We start from the raw sequence: 17,496 nt of genomic DNA on the forward strand, positions 1-17,496 counted from the left end.
TGGCAATTTATGCCTTCTACGACAACATTCATTCATAAAATATAATGGTTTAGAAATATTCTTTAACAATCTAAACCAGTTTAAAATGAAAAATTTGAATGAATTAAGTCAACCAAAGCGTTCTTGGTTAGTTGCTGAGGTTAAAATCTCATACCACAACCAATCCAAAGCATCCGATTATCCAAAAATCAACACTTCAACTGAAGCTGAATTAATTCTACGCCAGCATTGGAGTGATGACATGGAACTACTAGAAGAATTTAATGCCCTATTCCTAAACAGAGCAAATGGTGTAAAAGGATTCTTTCACCTTTCTCGAGGTGGAGTCTCTAACACATATGTCGATCTCAAGATTCTTTTTTCAGCAGGCCTAAAAGCATTAGCATCTGGCATTATCCTAGCGCACAACCACCCATCAGGAAATATAAAACCCAGTAAAGCAGATCTTGAATTAACCAAAAAGGTACTAGAAGCTGGAAAACTGCTTGATATCCAAATCATTGATCATTTGATATTAATACCCAATTCTGGTTATTATTCCTTCGCCGATGAAGGCACCCTATAGTTCTATTTCTTAACCATATAATTTAATAAAATGAAAAAGGAACTAGAATCTACTAGGGGCTCTGCTATTTCTAAAAACTTTGACCTCTATAAAGAAGTGACCAACAAAATCATTTCTATGCTTGAACAAGGAGTAGCACCGTGGAGAAGAACATGGAGTACCTATGGATTGGCCAAGAACTATACAACTGGACATGTATATACTGGAATTAACTTCATATTGATGAACAATACTTTGAATCATATTCCATATTTCATGACATTTAATCAAGTTAGGACAATGGGAGGTAAATTGAAAAAAGGAGCAAAGGCACATAAGGTCATTTACTTCAATCTTATCTACAAGGATCAAAACAACAGAGTGGTAAACAAAGAAGAAGCAACACACCTATTTAATATAGGAGCAGAAGTTAAAGTATTAAAGTTCATTAAGTATTACAATGTCTTCAATATCTCTTATGTGGAAGGTATTGAATTTGAGATTTCAGAAATACAGCTAAAGCCAAATGAGAAGATAGATAAATGTGAATCTATTGTAGAGCTTATGCCTAAGTGTCCTTTGATACAGCATGAGAAAAGTAATAGTGCTTTCTATACACCTATTTTGGATATGGTTAATATGCCAAAGCTTGAACAGTTTGAAACATCGGAAGAATATTATGCTACACTTTTCCATGAACTCATCCATTCTACAGGTCATGCTACAAGATTAGCTAGAGAGGAAGTTATGAATCCTCATGTTTTTGGCACTAAAGCATACAGCAAAGAGGAGTTAGTTGCTGAAATGGGAGCTTCGTTTCTCTGTTCAAGTGTTCAGATTGACTTTGATAAAATCTTTGAAAACAATGTAGCTTATCTCTCTGGCTGGCTTAAAGTACTAAAGGTGGATAGCAAATTTATATTTAAAGTAGCCTCAGAGGCCCAAAAAGGTGTGGATTTCATTTTAATTCGTTGATTTGAGTATTGAGTCATTTGTAAATCCCTGCTTGGCTTTTATAGCTTTGTGGGGATTTTTTGATACAGTTTGAGAAATAATATATATAGAAACTTTGATATGAGATTGAAAATAAGTATAGTAGTTTGCTTTTAAATTCAAATAAGTTATTATATAATAGTTATAATTGTTCATTTAAATGATTTCAAATATGCTCAAATTTTTCAGAACATAAAAGATATTAGAAATTTATATATATCATTAATAAATAATACATATATATTAGCCTAATAATCAAGTAAAAAATTAGCGAATTACTTGACATTTCATAATATTTAAATTATCTTTGCCATACCAAACCTGATTTGGCAAAAATTTAGTGGCAATATTATTAAAAGTTACTAAAAACCGAATGAGACCTCATTTCTCAAAGTAGAGTGTGAATTTAGCCTTTTAAAAAATTATTTTAAATAAAAATGGCCCCTTAAATAAGGAGCCATTCGTACAACAGGTTACAAAAATGAAATATGTAACCAAAGGCAGAAATAGTGAATCACAACAAAAGCAACGAGCTTAATGATCCTTTTGAAAATGATTTCACTTCTCACCTTTCTAAAGTACTTTGAAATTGCTTTCATGTTCTAAAGATTTGGTGATTCTTCAACCAAAATACCATTCTGTTAAGGGATGGTATTTTTTATTTCTTTTAAAATGCAACTATTATTTAAATAAGCGCACTTTTACTTATATTTTATACCTTAAGTTATAACAAATAACTTTTAGCCTTTCATCTTCTTGGTTTGGTAGAATTACATAGACAAACAAAACGAATTCAATTACTTCGGGGCAAGTATATTTTGAGTTAATTCATTTACACTTCTCAAATTGCTTCAGGTTCGGAAGTGCTAGTTTGAACTATGCAAAGCAAAGTTAACTTTATTTTATATAATTTTAAGTAAATATTTAATATTTTTAAATAAAATATTTTAATCCTTATTATTAACAATAATTCAGCATTTTATATATTAAATTAATCTATAATATAAAAAAGAATTAATTCTTCAACCAAAAAATAGTTTTTTGATTCATGTCAAAATTCAATATTTCAATAAAAATCTTAATTAATAGATTTCATTTTATTCGGAATAAAAAAAACTGAGAGAAACCAATTTCTATTCTAAATTATACATATTAATTTATCTCGCCATGTAGTCAAATTACATTTTTATTTAATTGATATATCAAATTCCTAATATACTACTAATTACAATTCAATATCTTACGTATAAATTTTAATAAACATATGTTAATCAATGCGTTATGTTAAAAATTTATTGTTTATAATCGAATTTATCGTATCTTTGTCATACCCAACCAAAGTAAACTCTTATTCGAGAGTTAATTTTTTACTACACACACAAATAAATTAGCTAGGCTATGTATTGGCCTGAACGAAGTATTACTGCTTTTGGCAGCTTATATTTTGGAATTATTTAATGGTAAATAAATTATTAAAAATTAAAATAAATATGAATAAAAAAAGCTGATCCCACCTTAACGATGAAACCAGCATTAGAAATTTAAAATCGGGTAAAATTCTTCCAGGAACTCCCTTTTTTAAATTGACGAGGCAAATGTAATGCCTATGATGCTTATATTATACTTTCTGCAAAGAAAAGTCAACTTTCATAAATAAAGGGTGGTCAGCATATTAATAAAACCTACAATATGCAACCAAAACCAAACCTGAGAATCTGCTCTCCTCGAGCAGTTTCTAAAACCATTATTTTCTATTATTTAAAAGGCATTTCTAGCTTTTTAACCACTTATATATTTCAATCTACAATTACAGATTACAAATCCATGATATTACATAATATCAATTGCTATATCTCATATTGTAATTCTATATACTCATTACCACACTATAGGTCAATCCAAATACAGTTGAATATTTCCATTAACCTAAATCTCAATTTTATGCAAAATGAAATTTACAATGATTCTGTTTTTGAAAGCAATGAAACTATTAAGTTTATTCAAATCACGAGTGATCGCCATTTAACTTTAAACAAGCTAATTCAAAATCACTTTTGTGATAGATTGAATGAAATAAATATGAACGATAAAATGAAAATTTAAATATTATTAAATAACCACAAATAAATATTTTTTATGAATACAAAAAACTCTTTTCAATTTGGCATTCGTGTAAACGCACTTGAGAGCCATATTAAATCAGAAATCTCTAAAATTGGAGATAGAGCAAAACAAGACATGGATATTGCAGTATCCCAAAACTTAAATGACACATCTGTAATACTGAATTCAGTATCCACAGAGACCGAAGTACTAAAGCAAGAAGTTAACAAAAACATTGATCCTGAAGTTGACAAAATTATTGAAGACATTAAGCAGACGAACTTAGAAGCTTTACAAAATGCAACTGACGAGCAGGTTGAGCAGACAAATAAGAAAATAAGTAGTGTTGAGGTAGATATTCGGAGAACAATACTTACTTATGATTGGAAAAAATACATATGGGTATTAGTTGCCATTGTAGCTCTATGTTCTATCGATGCGGGCTTAAACTATTCAAGTTTTCAAGTAATCACAGGCAGTCTTCTTGGAGCAATCTTTTTATCCATAATCATAGCCAGTGGTCTTGCTGTTGCTTCACATACTATTGGTATGAAAATCCAAACTGCAAAGACTCCAAAACAAAAACGGTTTTGGTTCATAGGTGGATTAATTGGAGCTGGAATTGTTTTTCTTTTCCTTGGCATATTGAGACAAACATATATGGATGATTCAAGCTCATTTGGAAATAATCCGATCCTTTGGATGCTATTCAATTTATTCTTCTATTGCATTGCCTTGATCTTCGCTTCAACAAAACTTCCCACTAAAGAGCAATCAATGGAACATAGCCAATTAGAAGAAAAGAAAAATCAATTAATGCTTTTAAAGAATCAAAAGGAAGGAATGCTTACATTTTTACGATTAGAAGAAGAAAGGATTAATGATCGCAAACAAATGCTAGAAGCTTTTCATAAATACAGAGATTCAATGATAATTCTAATCGATAAAGAAACAGAACGAATCCATGCAATGGCTATGAAAGAATTTGTTTTGAAAAGTGGATCACATAAAGTAAAGGCATTAGTTAATCCAATAAATCAAACCTCATGAAAATAGTCAAATACATTTATGCACTGCTGATAATTTCAGCAGTGCACTTTTCCTCTTGTAATCCAAAACCAATTTCACAGGATATATCGATAGTTTTGGATCTAACCTCAGCAAATTTTTCACATATTTTGTTGAATGATTTTAAAAAGAAATCAATTATTTCGAAAGATGTGAATAATTCAGAGGCAGTGAGAATTCAAGGCATTACTGAGTTTGGATTCAATCAAATAAAGTCTTTTATGCTTGATTCAGTATCGAGTGCTTTATTATCAAATGACTATGAAAGGAAGCATGAAATCAAGAAATACTATACCAATATCGATTCAGCATTATTAGAATTAAGCAAGAACAAGAAAGAAAGAGTTGGTTCAGTGATATTTAAAATAATTTCCGAAGAATTAAATATTTTATCAAAATCAAAAGCTGACAAAAGGATGCTAGTCATTAATACCGACCTTATGGAAAAATCATTCATTGATTACTATGATCAAGATATTTTTAATGAAATAGTCAATCAGCCAAAGCATATTCAAAATCTACTGATTGAAAAGTATCCTTTGAATAAATTATCTGAAATTGAAATTTACATACTATATAAGCCAATTGATAAAATGGACAGCGAAAGATTTGAAATTGTTTCTGACTTCTATAAATTATTCCTAGAATCATATGGTGCCCATGTAAGTATAGGTAGTAATTTATAGTGCTTGGTATTAATCAAATCCTAAATACCTGAATATGATTAGAACTTCTACCCAAACAATATTTAATCTAATACGAACACTTGTAGTCACTTTTTTCAAATTGATGACAATGACCTTTGCCCTATTATGTAAAGTTTCTGGAATGCTTTTACTTAAAACGGGAGAAACTATTGAAAAAATGATGACAAGATGATAAAGATAATAGGTGTAATATTTGAAGTCATATATTGGCTTTGTGCTGAAATAGCAACTGGACTGTTTGATTTTCTTTCTTCTCTTATTCAAATGAGCCGTAAAACGGAATTCAATGCTGACTTTATTAGTGTAGATAAAGTTTTGCAAAATTCAGATACTGGCTTTTGTCTTGATGGTGAAAATTGTCTTTCAATTTCTGAGAGTTATAAAAATGCAATTATTTTAGGTGGAAGCGGTTCAGGCAAAAGCTCTACAGTGCTTATCAATAGCGCACTATTCATGGCCAAAGGAAATTCGTCTCTCATATTTAATGACCCATCCCACGAAATTAGATTGCTTGTAAGTGGTGCATTACAAAGTTATGGATATACCATTAAAGTAATAGACTATAGCAATGAAGCCTCAGAATGCTTTAATCCACTTCAAAGATGTATGACAATTTCTGATATTCAAAAATTAGCCTCACTGCTAGTTCGCAATGCTCTTGGAGAAGCCAAAGATCCATTTTGGAACAAGTCTGCTGAATCACTTTTGTCCCTTTTCATCCGATATTTAATATTCTATGGTGAACCTGAAAATAGAAACTTATACAATGTACTTCATTTGATAAATGTATTCGCTGGAAATCCTGAGAAAATAGACAAACTCATCGTTAAAACTAGAGACGATAAACTGTTATCCGAGTACAAAGCATTTGTTGCATATGGGGACAAGACCCTCATGTCTATTGTTGCCACAGCCAAAGCTTCACTTTCACTATTTGCTGATGAAACAATAGCTAAGATTACTTCAATTGATACAATAGATTTTGCAGAATTTCGCACTAAAAAAATTGCCCTATTTATCAACAACTCCATTCCAACAATGCAATATTATAGCGGAATATCATCACTGTTTTTCCAGCAATTTATGAATGAAATATTAATTAGAATTCCTGATAAACATGAAAACAATATATTCTTTCTTTTAGATGAAGCAGGATCAATGTTTTTGCCTTCACTTTCAACCATCATTTCTAATATCCGAAAATACAATAGTGGAATACTTTTAATATATCAGGACTACCATATTCTAGAACATATTTATGGTTCATATGAAGCAAAAAATATTTCTGCCAATTGTTATGCAAAAGTGTATTTGCCAGGTCAGCCGATTGAAACATGCAAAATGTTAGAAATGACACTGGGTAAATTTGAATATGAGGATGAAAATGAAGTTAGGCATACCCGCCAATTAATGACTTCGGATGAAATTCGTATGAGTGACAAGGCAATTATCCTGATAGGTAACAAACCACCAATTCATGCAAAATTGTATCCATATTACAAAAATATGAAATTGAAATTGCTAACTGAAATTCCTCCATATATTCCAGATAATGTTCTTCCATTTGATATTCCTCCTTTAATTCAATTTGAAGATGAAAAGAAAGGTTAAGTCGGAGAATAGCATATATTCATATTTACAATCGAGTGGAGTTCTTGAAAAAGGAACTCATGAAGAAATTCAAAAGGTTCGAAAGGAATATTGGAGGGAATATAAAAGAAAGTGGAGAGTTGCGAAAAGAAAAAAAGAAAAAGAATTCACCATCTCCTTTAATCCAGATGAATTAAAAGTTTTAACCTTCGAGTCTAAAAAGCATAAGTTAAGTAGAACTCAGTTTATCAAAGAAACAACATTCGCTTATATCAATAACTCATTTATAGTTCCAGACATAATAGAAGTAAAAAAAATATCACAACTACTTGCGATGACATACAATTCAGTTCAAGACTTGTTTGATGCTAACAAATTAAATTTTGATTTGGGCCGAGATATAATGGAATCAATAAATAGACTGGAGCGAGAAATACTACCTTTACTTCATCACCCTAAAACTTTAGAAGACATTATCAAAATTCATATTATTAAGGATGGAGGAAATAAAGCTCTATTATTGGAATTCATAAACTCTTTATGACTTGTGATATTAAAAAATCTAACTCGTCGAAGTAATATTGGCCAATTAGTGAATTATGTTCTAAAGCCAGAAAAGAATGAAAAGGCTGAACCAATTTTAAAACATAATCTAAGGTCTCGCTCTCCTGTTGGATGGACAAAGGAATTTGAATCAAATGAAGCTCTTCGATTATACAAGAGAAGTGATAATATAAAGCTCAATCATATGATATTATCCTTTTCAAGTAAAGATATAGAACATATCTCTAAGGATCTTTTAAAGGATATCTCTAAAAAATTTATAGAACTACGTGGCAAAGACAATGTATATCTAGCTTCCTCACACCATGATAAAGATCATATCCATTTGCATATTTTGATGTCGGCGACAAAATATTTGACTGGAGAATCCAATAGAATATCTAAATTGGAATTCCAAGATCTCAAGCTAGGTCTAGATGCTTATCAAAAAGACAAATATCCAGAGTTAATCCATAGCTTGCCTGCTCATGGTAAATTGACCAAAGTCGATTTCCAAGATATTTCTTATCCATTTAAAGCTTCTGATAAGACATTGTCTCAAAAACAGCAAATTTCAGAGAATATTGCAGAAATATATGGCAAGGTCAATACAAGTCAAGAATTCCTGTCTCAGCTCAAATTTGAGGGTTTGGAGCCATATTATAGAGGTGGCACAGTGTATGGAGTTGAGGATCAAGGAAGGCATTTCAAGTTTAAGACTTTAGGGTTTGATATTAACAAACTTGATGAATTGGATAAGAATCAAAGTAAAGTAGAAGTTGAATTGCAAGACCTTAAGGATCTTCGTGAATCCAAAAATTTAGAAAAAGAGGTTAATGATGAACGAAATATTGAAGATGATGAAGATGAAGAAACTGAAGATGAACTAGGAAATGATGAGTATGATGGATTAGGTATTTAAGGGGTTCGGGTCTCCCGACAAGATAGCCTCTCGACTTAGGCAGATAACAGATCGCCATGGCGAGAGGCAATCTTGCAACATTAAAGAAGTTTGCCTTTATACGGTTTTTTAAAAGTAGTAATAGCATATTCAAATTTAATGATTGTTAACGCACTTTTGAACTTTCTTATAATATTCCTCGTTGAGTGTTTCAAAATAATAAAGTATGCAGTATGACTTAGAAAAGCATGGAGACTCTTTTGAAAAAAATGTCTTTGGATTCATTCGTGAAAAAATTCCAGCCTATGAAGAGAATTGGAAACTATATATTGGACATCGGGGTAAAGGTCGAATGGCTGAAATAACAGGATTATCTGAGGTTGAAGAAAAAGAAAGAGTAAATTTTTCTCAACACCATTATACAATATTAGAATCCATATATTTGATGCACCTGATTTCCAAAGATGATATTTTCAATTCTCCTGTTTTAAGTTTTTGGGTTTATTCTGAAATCAACATTAAGATAATAGCTTATCATGCATTAGCCGGTAGGTTAAAAGATAATTTTTCAAATTGTTTTGAACTAATGTTAAAAAAATCAACTAATGAAAGTAAGGCAGAAATAGCTAAAAATTATTGTGGCGTTTTAGATGCATTATATGAACGAAGAAATCTCTTCTTGCATTCAATTAAAGTTCCAATGAGTTTTGATGAACACAATTTAATACAATATCCTGAAATTCAAACTACTTCAAATCAACATGACAGCTTCGGAAATAAATCAAATTGGTATGATTCACAATTCAAATTGAGATACATATCTGATGAGTTAAAAAAGTATCAAATAGAAGTAGAAACCGCATCAAATGATCTTTTATACAAACTTACCGATGAATTAAATCAGTTCAAAAAAGATAAGTTATTCCAATTACTATTTTCCTTTGAAACAATATTCGATACAAAAAATATTCCAGTTGCTTATATTAGTGGTAGTATGGGACATCAGGGAGTTGACTTTAATTTATAATTTTTAAATGATTTAATCATCAACTAAATATTATTAAATAATGAATTATAAAATATTAATAGATTTATGAAAAATAATAATTCAACACAAATAATATCAGAAAGTATTTTAGAATATGTCAAAAGCGAATCTCAATTTGCACTAATGATAAATGGTGAATGGGGATCAGGTAAATCATATTATTTCAAAGAAGTTCTGAGCAATGTTTTAAAAGGTTTTACTCAAAAGAAGATAATTTATACAAGTGCAAATGGAATTTCTTCTTTTAATGAAATATTGGAGCAAATAATAACTAAAAAATATTATTCAAATAAAAAAAGCATACAAAAGGGACTTAATCTTACATATCAACTCTCAAAATTAGCTTTAAAAGAGTCAGACAGATATAGAATAATTGGTAATATGCTCGATGTAATTCCAAAAATATTTAATTCTAAGGATATCGATGGGTTTAAAAATGACATTATTATTATTGATGATATAGAAAGAATTAATTTCAATAAATTCCCGATTGATGATTTTTTTGGTGTAATCAACAAAATATTTACAGAACATGATTCAATTTCAGTAATATTGATTTGTGATGAAGCACAATTAAAAGTTAAACTAGGAAAAGATGATTTAATATTTAAATATGAAATAATTAAAGAAAAATCAATATTAAGAACTATTAAATTTAAACAAGATATTTTAGATCTTTTGCCTAGCATAATAAATGAATCTAATTTCAATAGGGATAAGAATAAATATATACTTGAAAATTTAGATTTCATAAAAGAACTAATAACATTTACAAATGAGAAAAATTTAAGAACTATTAAATTCTTTTTTAATAATTTAGCAACTTTCACAAACTTAATTGATCCACAAAAATTTGAAAGAATTTCAAAGTATATAATTCTTTTTAATTTCATTTGCTCAAAAGCATTTAAAGATGGAAAATTAGACAAGTTTGATGATAAAATAAAAGACTTTTCAAATGAGATAGAATTTATTGGAATGAGACCAATTTTTTCTACCTCAGGAAGGATTGATGTTGAGAATGGCATTGATGAAACTCTGCCCTATAGAGAAATTGCTATCAAGTTTTCAAATTATTTTAAAATGTTTTTTTCAATCAGTGATTACATCAAGACAGGTTATTTAGATGCAACTTTCTTACACTCTGAAATTGATAAATATTTGCCTCAATTGAACCATTTGGACGAATGGAATATTAAGTTAGATAAATTAAACAATTTTAGAAATTTATCAATTCCTGAATTTAAGGATACTGTTAAATCTATATTTATTTTTTTACAGCAAAATAAGTATGATATTGATAGTATTCTAAAATTTGCTAACAAATACTTTTTTTTCTTAGAAGATAATGTAAAGCTTAATAATTTTGAATCTGATGAATTTAAAACATTTATTTGTAATTGTCTAAATAAAGCTATTGAAAACGAGATATATACTTCAATATTTCCAGAAGAAAGGCTTGAAAAATATAAGCACAAATTCGCAGATGCCAAAGAAATTCTTAACTGTTATATGGATATATATAAAATGAAAATTAATAGCTACATTGAAAATTCTATTTTGACTCTTAAAGTAAAATTAATAGACAACTTAAAGGAATTTAATCAAAGTGATTTTTGGATTTTATTTTCTAAAATTGAAATTCAAGAAATAGATGGGTTTTTAACAAAATATTTAGGTGATTCACTTTTTGCAGGAATGTTTAACCTTAAACTAAACAATGAATGGAACTTCATTAAGCAGAGTGAGAATAAAATTGATCCAATGGAAAATGTATTTCAATTTATAACGAAGCTTAAAGAAATTGATATTGAAAAAGACAGTCCTATACCATATTATGTTGAGGATTTAAATAGGATCTTAAATAATAAAAGGAATTTTGAAATTAATTGACGAAGTATTCTATTATTTTAATTTTGAAACTGAATGTTTTAATTTTTAAGGTGACAGTGAGCTAAGTTAAATTTCACTTTTAAATCATAACTAAATCCATCTAAGTCAGGAAAAATACTCTCATGCCTAATTCCTGAAAAATATAACTCTCGCAATACTCTTTCAGACACTTCCTTTGAAAGAGTAAATTTTAATAATTGGTCATCGGTTTCATTTAATAATTCTTCAAACGGTACAAAAGGGTTCGAATGTATTGAAAATAAACCAAATTGTCCTGAAATTCTATTTGATATACTTGGTGGGTAAAATAATCCGCAAGAATCATATTCAAAGGGATTCTTAATCTTGTCTATGTCAATATTATTACAAGTATGCCAAGCATATACCGCAGTGCCATTCTTATCTTTAGGTAAAATAATTCCTTGATTATTTAACTTTGGCATTGTAGCAAAATAAAGTGCAATTAATGGACTAGACGTCCAATCAAGCAATCTTGTTGGCAATCCATGATGTTGAGCCAAGGCTAACCACTCCCAATCATTATTTGGATACGAATTTATTCCAGATCTACTACGTAATTTGAATCTATCTATAATTTCTTTCTCATAATTAGATGTATCTAAAATTTCCTTATCTACTCTTCCAATTGCTGGAATAAGTGCATAATTTTTAGAATCTGTAACTCCTCGAAAAACAAAATGTCCGCAAGTTAATCTATCTGAATTAATCTTTGTTATATAATCAGCGAGTGATTTAATTTCTATAGATTTTATTTTTTTTGCTACTTTAACTTTCTTTTCAAATATATACACCTCATATCTATTTCTCCCGTCTAATCTAACAACATTAACTAAATAATCATTAAGATAATCACAATTTTTATTGAAATAATTTTCAGCATTTTTAAAATCAAAGCATTCTTCATTTGTTAAAGGCAATTCCTTAACGTAAGGCTTTTTTTGACTAGACAAATTATTAGATACTTTTAAATAACAAATTGGAAATGTCTCAATTTCGTCCTTTAGAGTTTGTTTAACATAAGCAAGAACTGAAGTCTTAATTAATTTAGTGTTGATTACTGACATGGATATTTTATTTAGTATTTAAGAACACTTTCTAACGCAACATCCGTATCCTGATTAATAAAATTGGCTTGATACCCAATTGTGGTGGTTATTGAAGAATGACGATAGAGTTTTTGAAGCATTTGTATTGGAATTTTATTCCCTGATAGATTTCCAAATGTATGCCTTGCTACATGCATTGTAAGTTTTTTAATAATTCCCATCCCAGATGCAAGTTTTTGTAATGATTCATCAATTGCTTTTACGGCATTGGCAATTTTTTGTTGAAGTTCGAACTTGTCATTTGGTTTCTTTAATCCGTTCAGATGATGAAAGATATATATTGATTCACCACTATTTATAAGACTCCTATATTTATCTAATATAGATTTTGCTTTATCTGGTACTTTAATTGATCCCGCCTTTGCATTTTTACCCATAGAATAGTGTAATCTATCATTATAGAAGTCTGACCATCTTAATCTTAATAAGTCAGAAATTCTCATCCCTGCAAAATAAAAAGATAAAAGCCAAAGATTTCGAGCATGATCTAAATTTGGATAGTTATCAAGTACTAAATTTTCCAATTTTATAACCTCATCAATATTTAGACTTATTTTTGAAGATTCTGGAAACTTTATTTGAATTTTGCCTTTACCGAATGGATAATATTTGGAATCTACTAATTCTGCTTTGATGGCTTGACTAAAAATAGATCTTATAACTACTAAATGATTAATGACTGTTCGGTCTGAAATTTCTCTAGTACCTTTTAAGTATGCTTTGAATTTGTTTATTAGACTAATTGATATTTCTGAGAAAAAAATATCTTCTCCTTTCAAGAACTCTCTAAATCTATTAATTCTTGGTTTGTCTGCCGAGTACCTATTATATTTACCCGATTTCTTTAGCTCGTCTAAATAAATATTTGCTTGAGCAAAAAAACTTGATACTTTTTCGGATTTCAATTCTGACCTAATCCGTCTCGCTGATACTAAACCCATTTCAGTCGAAAGTTCCAAATATTTTGAATTTGCTTCAGTTAACTTTTTAATTAAGAAATTATTAAGTTGATTGTGGTTAGGATGTGTTTTACGCACTTTTTGTCTAGTTTCATCCCAGTCTTGAACATTTATGGATTGACCTACATGGATAATTGAAGTTTTTCGATTTTTAATAATTTGAATACAAAGTGGAAATTGCCCATCTTTGTTTATCTTTTTACGAAGTAATATCTTTACAGATGCCATTACTAATAATTTGTAGGTCGAACAAAGGTAAAACATTTTATGGATTAATATGTATTAATTTGGTTTATAGTTTAGATTAATTTACTTATTACCAGCATGATACACATATATAAATACAAATAAATGCAATAAATACAGGACTTAAAATCCTGTGGACAGTAATGTTCGTGCGGGTTCAAGTCCCGCCCCGGGTACAAAATACAACACAATTAGACCTATTCTTAGGTACTCTTCATTTAATTCAAGGCGCGTTTCAGGCGCGATAATTACAAAAAAGAGATATTATTTTACTTGATTTTATTTGTGAAAATATTTATTTTCCAAATTTAATTGGTATTTTGAAAAATTCATTTTAACTTTATGTTACAAAAGCACGCTATATGAACTCTAAATCTATTCTCCTTATATTTCTGATCCATTTATTATACGTAACTCAAGGTCAAGCTGGAAATCACCGTTATGCTGATGTTCAAATTAAATTACTTTCCGGTGAAATCAAAGAAGGAAAATTACAGTTTCCAATCTTAAGCGAACACACAAGAATCGTTTTTAAAAAAAATGAAGATGCTGAAAAAGAAACCATTAAAGCAGATGAGATTGATTATCTTATAATAACTACTTCTAAAGAAAATTCATTCTTACTAAAAAGAACTCAAACCTATAATCCCAAAAAGAAACTCAGCAAAGGTAAAAATTGGCTCTTTCTAAAAATAAATTGTAAAAACTTTAATTCATTCCTGTTAGTCGAGGGATTTGATATTAATTCTGTTGGTGATTTTTTTGCATTCTATTTGGATAATATGGGCATGTATTTAATACAACAAAGTACCGAAGATTTCCCAACTGAAGTGGGCATTGTTTTTTTAGGTAAAGTGATAACACAAGGTTCGTTTGATAAACAACGTAAAAAATTCTTATTAAAATATTACGAAAAAGATCCAGAAGCCTTAGCTTTTATTAATTCTAAGAAGAAAGTTAAACAAGAAGAACTGGTTGAATATTTGGAGTCAAAATGTGAAAAATGAAAATAAAAGCAAGCGTATTTTATATAACATTATGGATGTTATTTACAACAAAAGTGGATTTGATTGCTCAGGTATTTGATGGAGCACAAAACCAAGTTTCCTATATTGGTGGAGAATTAAGTAATTATAAATATCTTACAGTAGGTTTGGATTATGGTCTTACAGATTATTTATCAGTAGGAGCAAATATTAAATATCTTTTTAATCCACCAGAAATTCCAAATAAAGAAGAATTTTCTTTTCTTAACAGATTAGGCGCACATCTTAGATTAGACTTCCACTGGGCTAACTACCTGCATTTGAAAAAATCAGATATTCTTATGGGTTATAGAATAGACTTAGAAGGAGCACATGGTCCTCAAATAATCTATCAATACTTCTTCACTGATTTTTTTGGACTATATGGAAGATCTAATTATTATGTAAATATTCCAAAAAGTGTTGAATATTTTAAATTTAGAAAACCAGACCCTTTAACTTTTGAAGTTGGAATTATTTACAAGTATTTTGGCTGGTAATACAAAAAATACAAACTTAATTCTTAGCAGTAATTAAAATACAAATGGATTCTAACTCATTCTTATTTTCAATCAGATTGATTTAGCTAATCGTTTACTTAATTGTATATAGGAATATTAAGTCCTTCTTTTTATTCTTTGCCTAATTAATGGTAATAAATCATTCAAATAAATAATACAGCTCTTTCCCTTCACAAACTCCTCTAATTCCCCAACCATCTTTTTGAAATCCACCTATTTTACCCCAGTTAACTATTTATAGAAATACACTCGGATTTAAAGTCCCGTTGGCGAATCATTCGATTCATTTCTAGGCAATTCTCCAATTATAAATTCTTTGGGGTATGCCAACCACATTGTTTCGCAATGAGAAAAAGAGACCAAAATTATAAATTTTAGTATGATAAACCAGTCACATTAGTCAAAATAAGTTATATTTGCATGAAATGTCATTCATAGATAATTATTTTTGATGAATGAATATCTTTGCATGATATAGCATGCATTATAATCAAAAAATGCCAAATATGAATGATAAAGCATACACCAAGTGGGCAGAAATGTCAGATAAATCGCTGATGGATACCATTGGAGACTTTATTCAATCGCATCGTCTCACTCAAAATAAAACTCAAGACCAGGTGGCAAAAGATGCAGGGATTAGCCGGTCAACTTTAAGCTTATTAGAAAGGGGCGAAAAGGTTAGAATAGATAGTCTGATCCAAGTTTTGCGGGTCCTTCATTTATTATATATCATGGATGTGTTTAAAATTCAACAAGAAATTAGCCCTATTGAATATGCTAAAATTAAAAAAAAGCAAAGAAAACAAGCTTCAAATCCTAAAACCAAAAACAACAAGAAAACAGATGTAGAATGGTAGATGTTGCTGAAATTAAAATATGGGGCGAATGGGTTGGTGCCGTTCGATGGGATGAATCACAACAGCTGGGTTATTTCCAATATGATACCAAGTTTATTCAAAAAGGATGGGATTTATCACCGCTCAAAATGCCCCTATCGCAAGGAACACAGATATATAGTTTTCCGGAACTTCGAATTGGGCGCAACGAAACATTAGACACTTTCAAAGGTTTGCCAGGCCTATTGGCTGATGCTTTGCCAGATAAGTACGGGAATAGATTGATCAGTACTTGGCTAGCTCAACAAGGCCGTACAGAAAATAGTATGAACCCGGTCGAAAAATTGTGTTTCATCGGTACCAGAGGTATGGGAGCATTAGAATTTGAACCAGCAACGATTAAAACAAGTACAAGAAACTTCTCCCTGGAATTTGATGGATTGGTGGAACTAGCCAAAAAAATGCTACATGAACGAGAGGGATTTTTAACACACCTAAGTAAAGATGAAGAGAAGGCAATGATGGAAATTTTAAAGATAGGAACCTCAGCCGGAGGTGCTCGTCCTAAAGCCGTAATTGCTTATAATCGCAAAACAGGAGAAATAAAATCCGGTCAGGGAAGTGTACCCAAAGGATTCGAACATTGGTTACTAAAATTAGATGGTGTTAGCGGAGAACAATTTGGAGAGAGTACTGGATGGGGACGTGTAGAATATGCCTATTACCTTATGGCAAAAGACTGCAAAATAGAAATAAGTGAATGTCGCTTATTAGAAGAAAACGGAAGAGCACATTTCATAACCAAACGTTTTGATAGAGATGGAAATATTAAACATCACACCCAATCCCTTTGCGGGATGCAACATTATGATTTCAATGATATGTATGGATATAGTTACGAACAGGTTTTTCAAACCATGAGATTATTATACTTGACTTATCCTGAAGCAGAGCAAATGTTTCGAAGAATGGTATTTAATGTTCTGGCAACTAATTTTGATGATCACACAAAGAACTTTTCATTTATTTTAAAAAAAGATGATCGATGGAGACTGGCACCTGCTTATGATTTATGTTTTTCATTTGATCCAACCAATCATTGGGTGAACAAACAAACCCTTAGTATCAATGGAAAAAGATTAGAAATAACAAAAGAGGATTTAATGACCATAGCAAAAAATAACAACATCAAAAAAGGTGATAAAATTATTGATGAAATGAATTCAATTATAAAATCCTGGACTACATATGCATCACAAGCCAATGTAAATAACGTTTTAAAGAAAAAAATTAATAACAATTTAAATGTATTCTAAGATGCGTGGGTCAAAATTTGTTCCGAGAATTGAATACTTACCTTAGTCAACAACAAAATGGAACATTATATGG

The 17,496-nt window shown here is 29.9% G+C and carries 15 protein-coding genes; 13 read left to right on the forward strand and 2 right to left on the reverse strand.

The genetic code is table 11. From position 1 onward, the window contains the following. Positions 1-85 precede the first annotated feature (85 nt). The 9 genes from IPK88_00540 (at position 86) to IPK88_00580 (ending at position 11,390) form a co-directional block, all read left to right on the forward strand. Positions 86-565, forward strand: a complete 480-nt coding sequence (locus tag IPK88_00540; protein MBK8241884.1) for a JAB domain-containing protein — start codon at positions 86-88, stop codon at positions 563-565. 30 nt (positions 566-595) lie between these two features. Beyond that, entirely contained in the window at positions 596-1,519 is a 924-nt protein-coding gene (locus tag IPK88_00545) for a DUF1738 domain-containing protein (GenBank protein ID MBK8241885.1), read from the forward strand. Positions 1,520-3,673: 2,154 nt separating this feature from the next. Continuing rightward, positions 3,674-4,690, forward strand: coding sequence for a hypothetical protein (locus tag IPK88_00550; GenBank protein ID MBK8241886.1), 1,017 nt, complete (start codon positions 3,674-3,676; stop codon positions 4,688-4,690). Next, the gene (locus tag IPK88_00555) at positions 4,687-5,394 is read left to right on the forward strand and encodes a hypothetical protein (GenBank protein MBK8241887.1); all 708 of its coding nucleotides are present in this window, start codon (positions 4,687-4,689) and stop codon (positions 5,392-5,394) included. The genes IPK88_00550 and IPK88_00555 overlap by 4 nt, the downstream gene beginning before the upstream one ends. A gap of 189 nt (positions 5,395-5,583) precedes the next feature. Then, positions 5,584-7,026 carry a type IV secretory system conjugative DNA transfer family protein gene (locus IPK88_00560; protein MBK8241888.1) on the forward strand — a complete coding sequence of 481 codons (1,443 nt, stop codon included), beginning with the start codon at positions 5,584-5,586 and terminating at the stop codon, positions 7,024-7,026. Continuing rightward, positions 7,010-7,549, forward strand: a complete 540-nt coding sequence (locus IPK88_00565; GenBank protein MBK8241889.1) for a hypothetical protein — start codon at positions 7,010-7,012, stop codon at positions 7,547-7,549. The genes IPK88_00560 and IPK88_00565 overlap by 17 nt, the downstream gene beginning before the upstream one ends. 48 nt (positions 7,550-7,597) lie before the next feature. Continuing rightward, positions 7,598-8,470, forward strand: a complete 873-nt coding sequence (locus tag IPK88_00570; GenBank protein ID MBK8241890.1) for a relaxase/mobilization nuclease domain-containing protein — start codon at positions 7,598-7,600, stop codon at positions 8,468-8,470. Between the two features lie 205 nt (positions 8,471-8,675). Next, a complete protein-coding gene (locus IPK88_00575; GenBank protein MBK8241891.1) occupies positions 8,676-9,476 on the forward strand; it encodes a hypothetical protein in 801 nt (266 codons plus the stop codon). 66 nt (positions 9,477-9,542) lie between these two features. Then, complete coding sequence (locus tag IPK88_00580; GenBank protein MBK8241892.1) at positions 9,543-11,390, forward strand: hypothetical protein; 1,848 nt, start codon at positions 9,543-9,545, stop codon at positions 11,388-11,390. Between the two features lie 38 nt (positions 11,391-11,428). Here the strand turns inward: IPK88_00580 and IPK88_00585 are convergent, their stop codons facing one another. Together IPK88_00585 and IPK88_00590 are read right to left on the reverse strand one after the other, a co-directional pair. Further along, positions 11,429-12,475: an FRG domain-containing protein gene (locus IPK88_00585; protein MBK8241893.1), complete on the reverse strand. Its 1,047-nt coding sequence runs from the start codon at positions 12,473-12,475 to the stop codon at positions 11,429-11,431. Positions 12,476-12,486: 11 nt separating this feature from the next. After that, on the reverse strand, positions 12,487-13,704 hold the full coding sequence (locus IPK88_00590) for a site-specific integrase (protein ID MBK8241894.1): 1,218 nt from the start codon (positions 13,702-13,704) through the stop codon (positions 12,487-12,489). A 380-nt stretch (positions 13,705-14,084) separates the two neighbouring features. On the opposite strand from IPK88_00590, the gene IPK88_00595 reads away from it, so the two are divergent. The 4 genes from IPK88_00595 (at position 14,085) to IPK88_00610 (ending at position 17,423) form a co-directional block, all read left to right on the forward strand. Beyond that, a complete protein-coding gene (locus tag IPK88_00595) occupies positions 14,085-14,729 on the forward strand; it encodes a hypothetical protein (protein ID MBK8241895.1) in 645 nt (214 codons plus the stop codon). Then, entirely contained in the window at positions 14,726-15,247 is a 522-nt protein-coding gene (locus IPK88_00600; GenBank protein ID MBK8241896.1) for a hypothetical protein, read from the forward strand. Before IPK88_00595 ends, IPK88_00600 begins: the two co-directional genes overlap by 4 nt. A 527-nt stretch (positions 15,248-15,774) precedes the next feature. Next, entirely contained in the window at positions 15,775-16,128 is a 354-nt protein-coding gene (locus IPK88_00605; protein MBK8241897.1) for a helix-turn-helix transcriptional regulator, read from the forward strand. Next, on the forward strand, positions 16,122-17,423 hold the full coding sequence (locus tag IPK88_00610) for a type II toxin-antitoxin system HipA family toxin (GenBank protein MBK8241898.1): 1,302 nt from the start codon (positions 16,122-16,124) through the stop codon (positions 17,421-17,423). Before IPK88_00605 ends, IPK88_00610 begins: the two co-directional genes overlap by 7 nt. The last annotated feature ends 73 nt before the right edge of the window (positions 17,424-17,496 follow it).

Source organism: Candidatus Defluviibacterium haderslevense, from assembly GCA_016712225.1.
Classification (GTDB): domain Bacteria; phylum Bacteroidota; class Bacteroidia; order Chitinophagales; family Saprospiraceae; genus Vicinibacter; species Vicinibacter haderslevensis.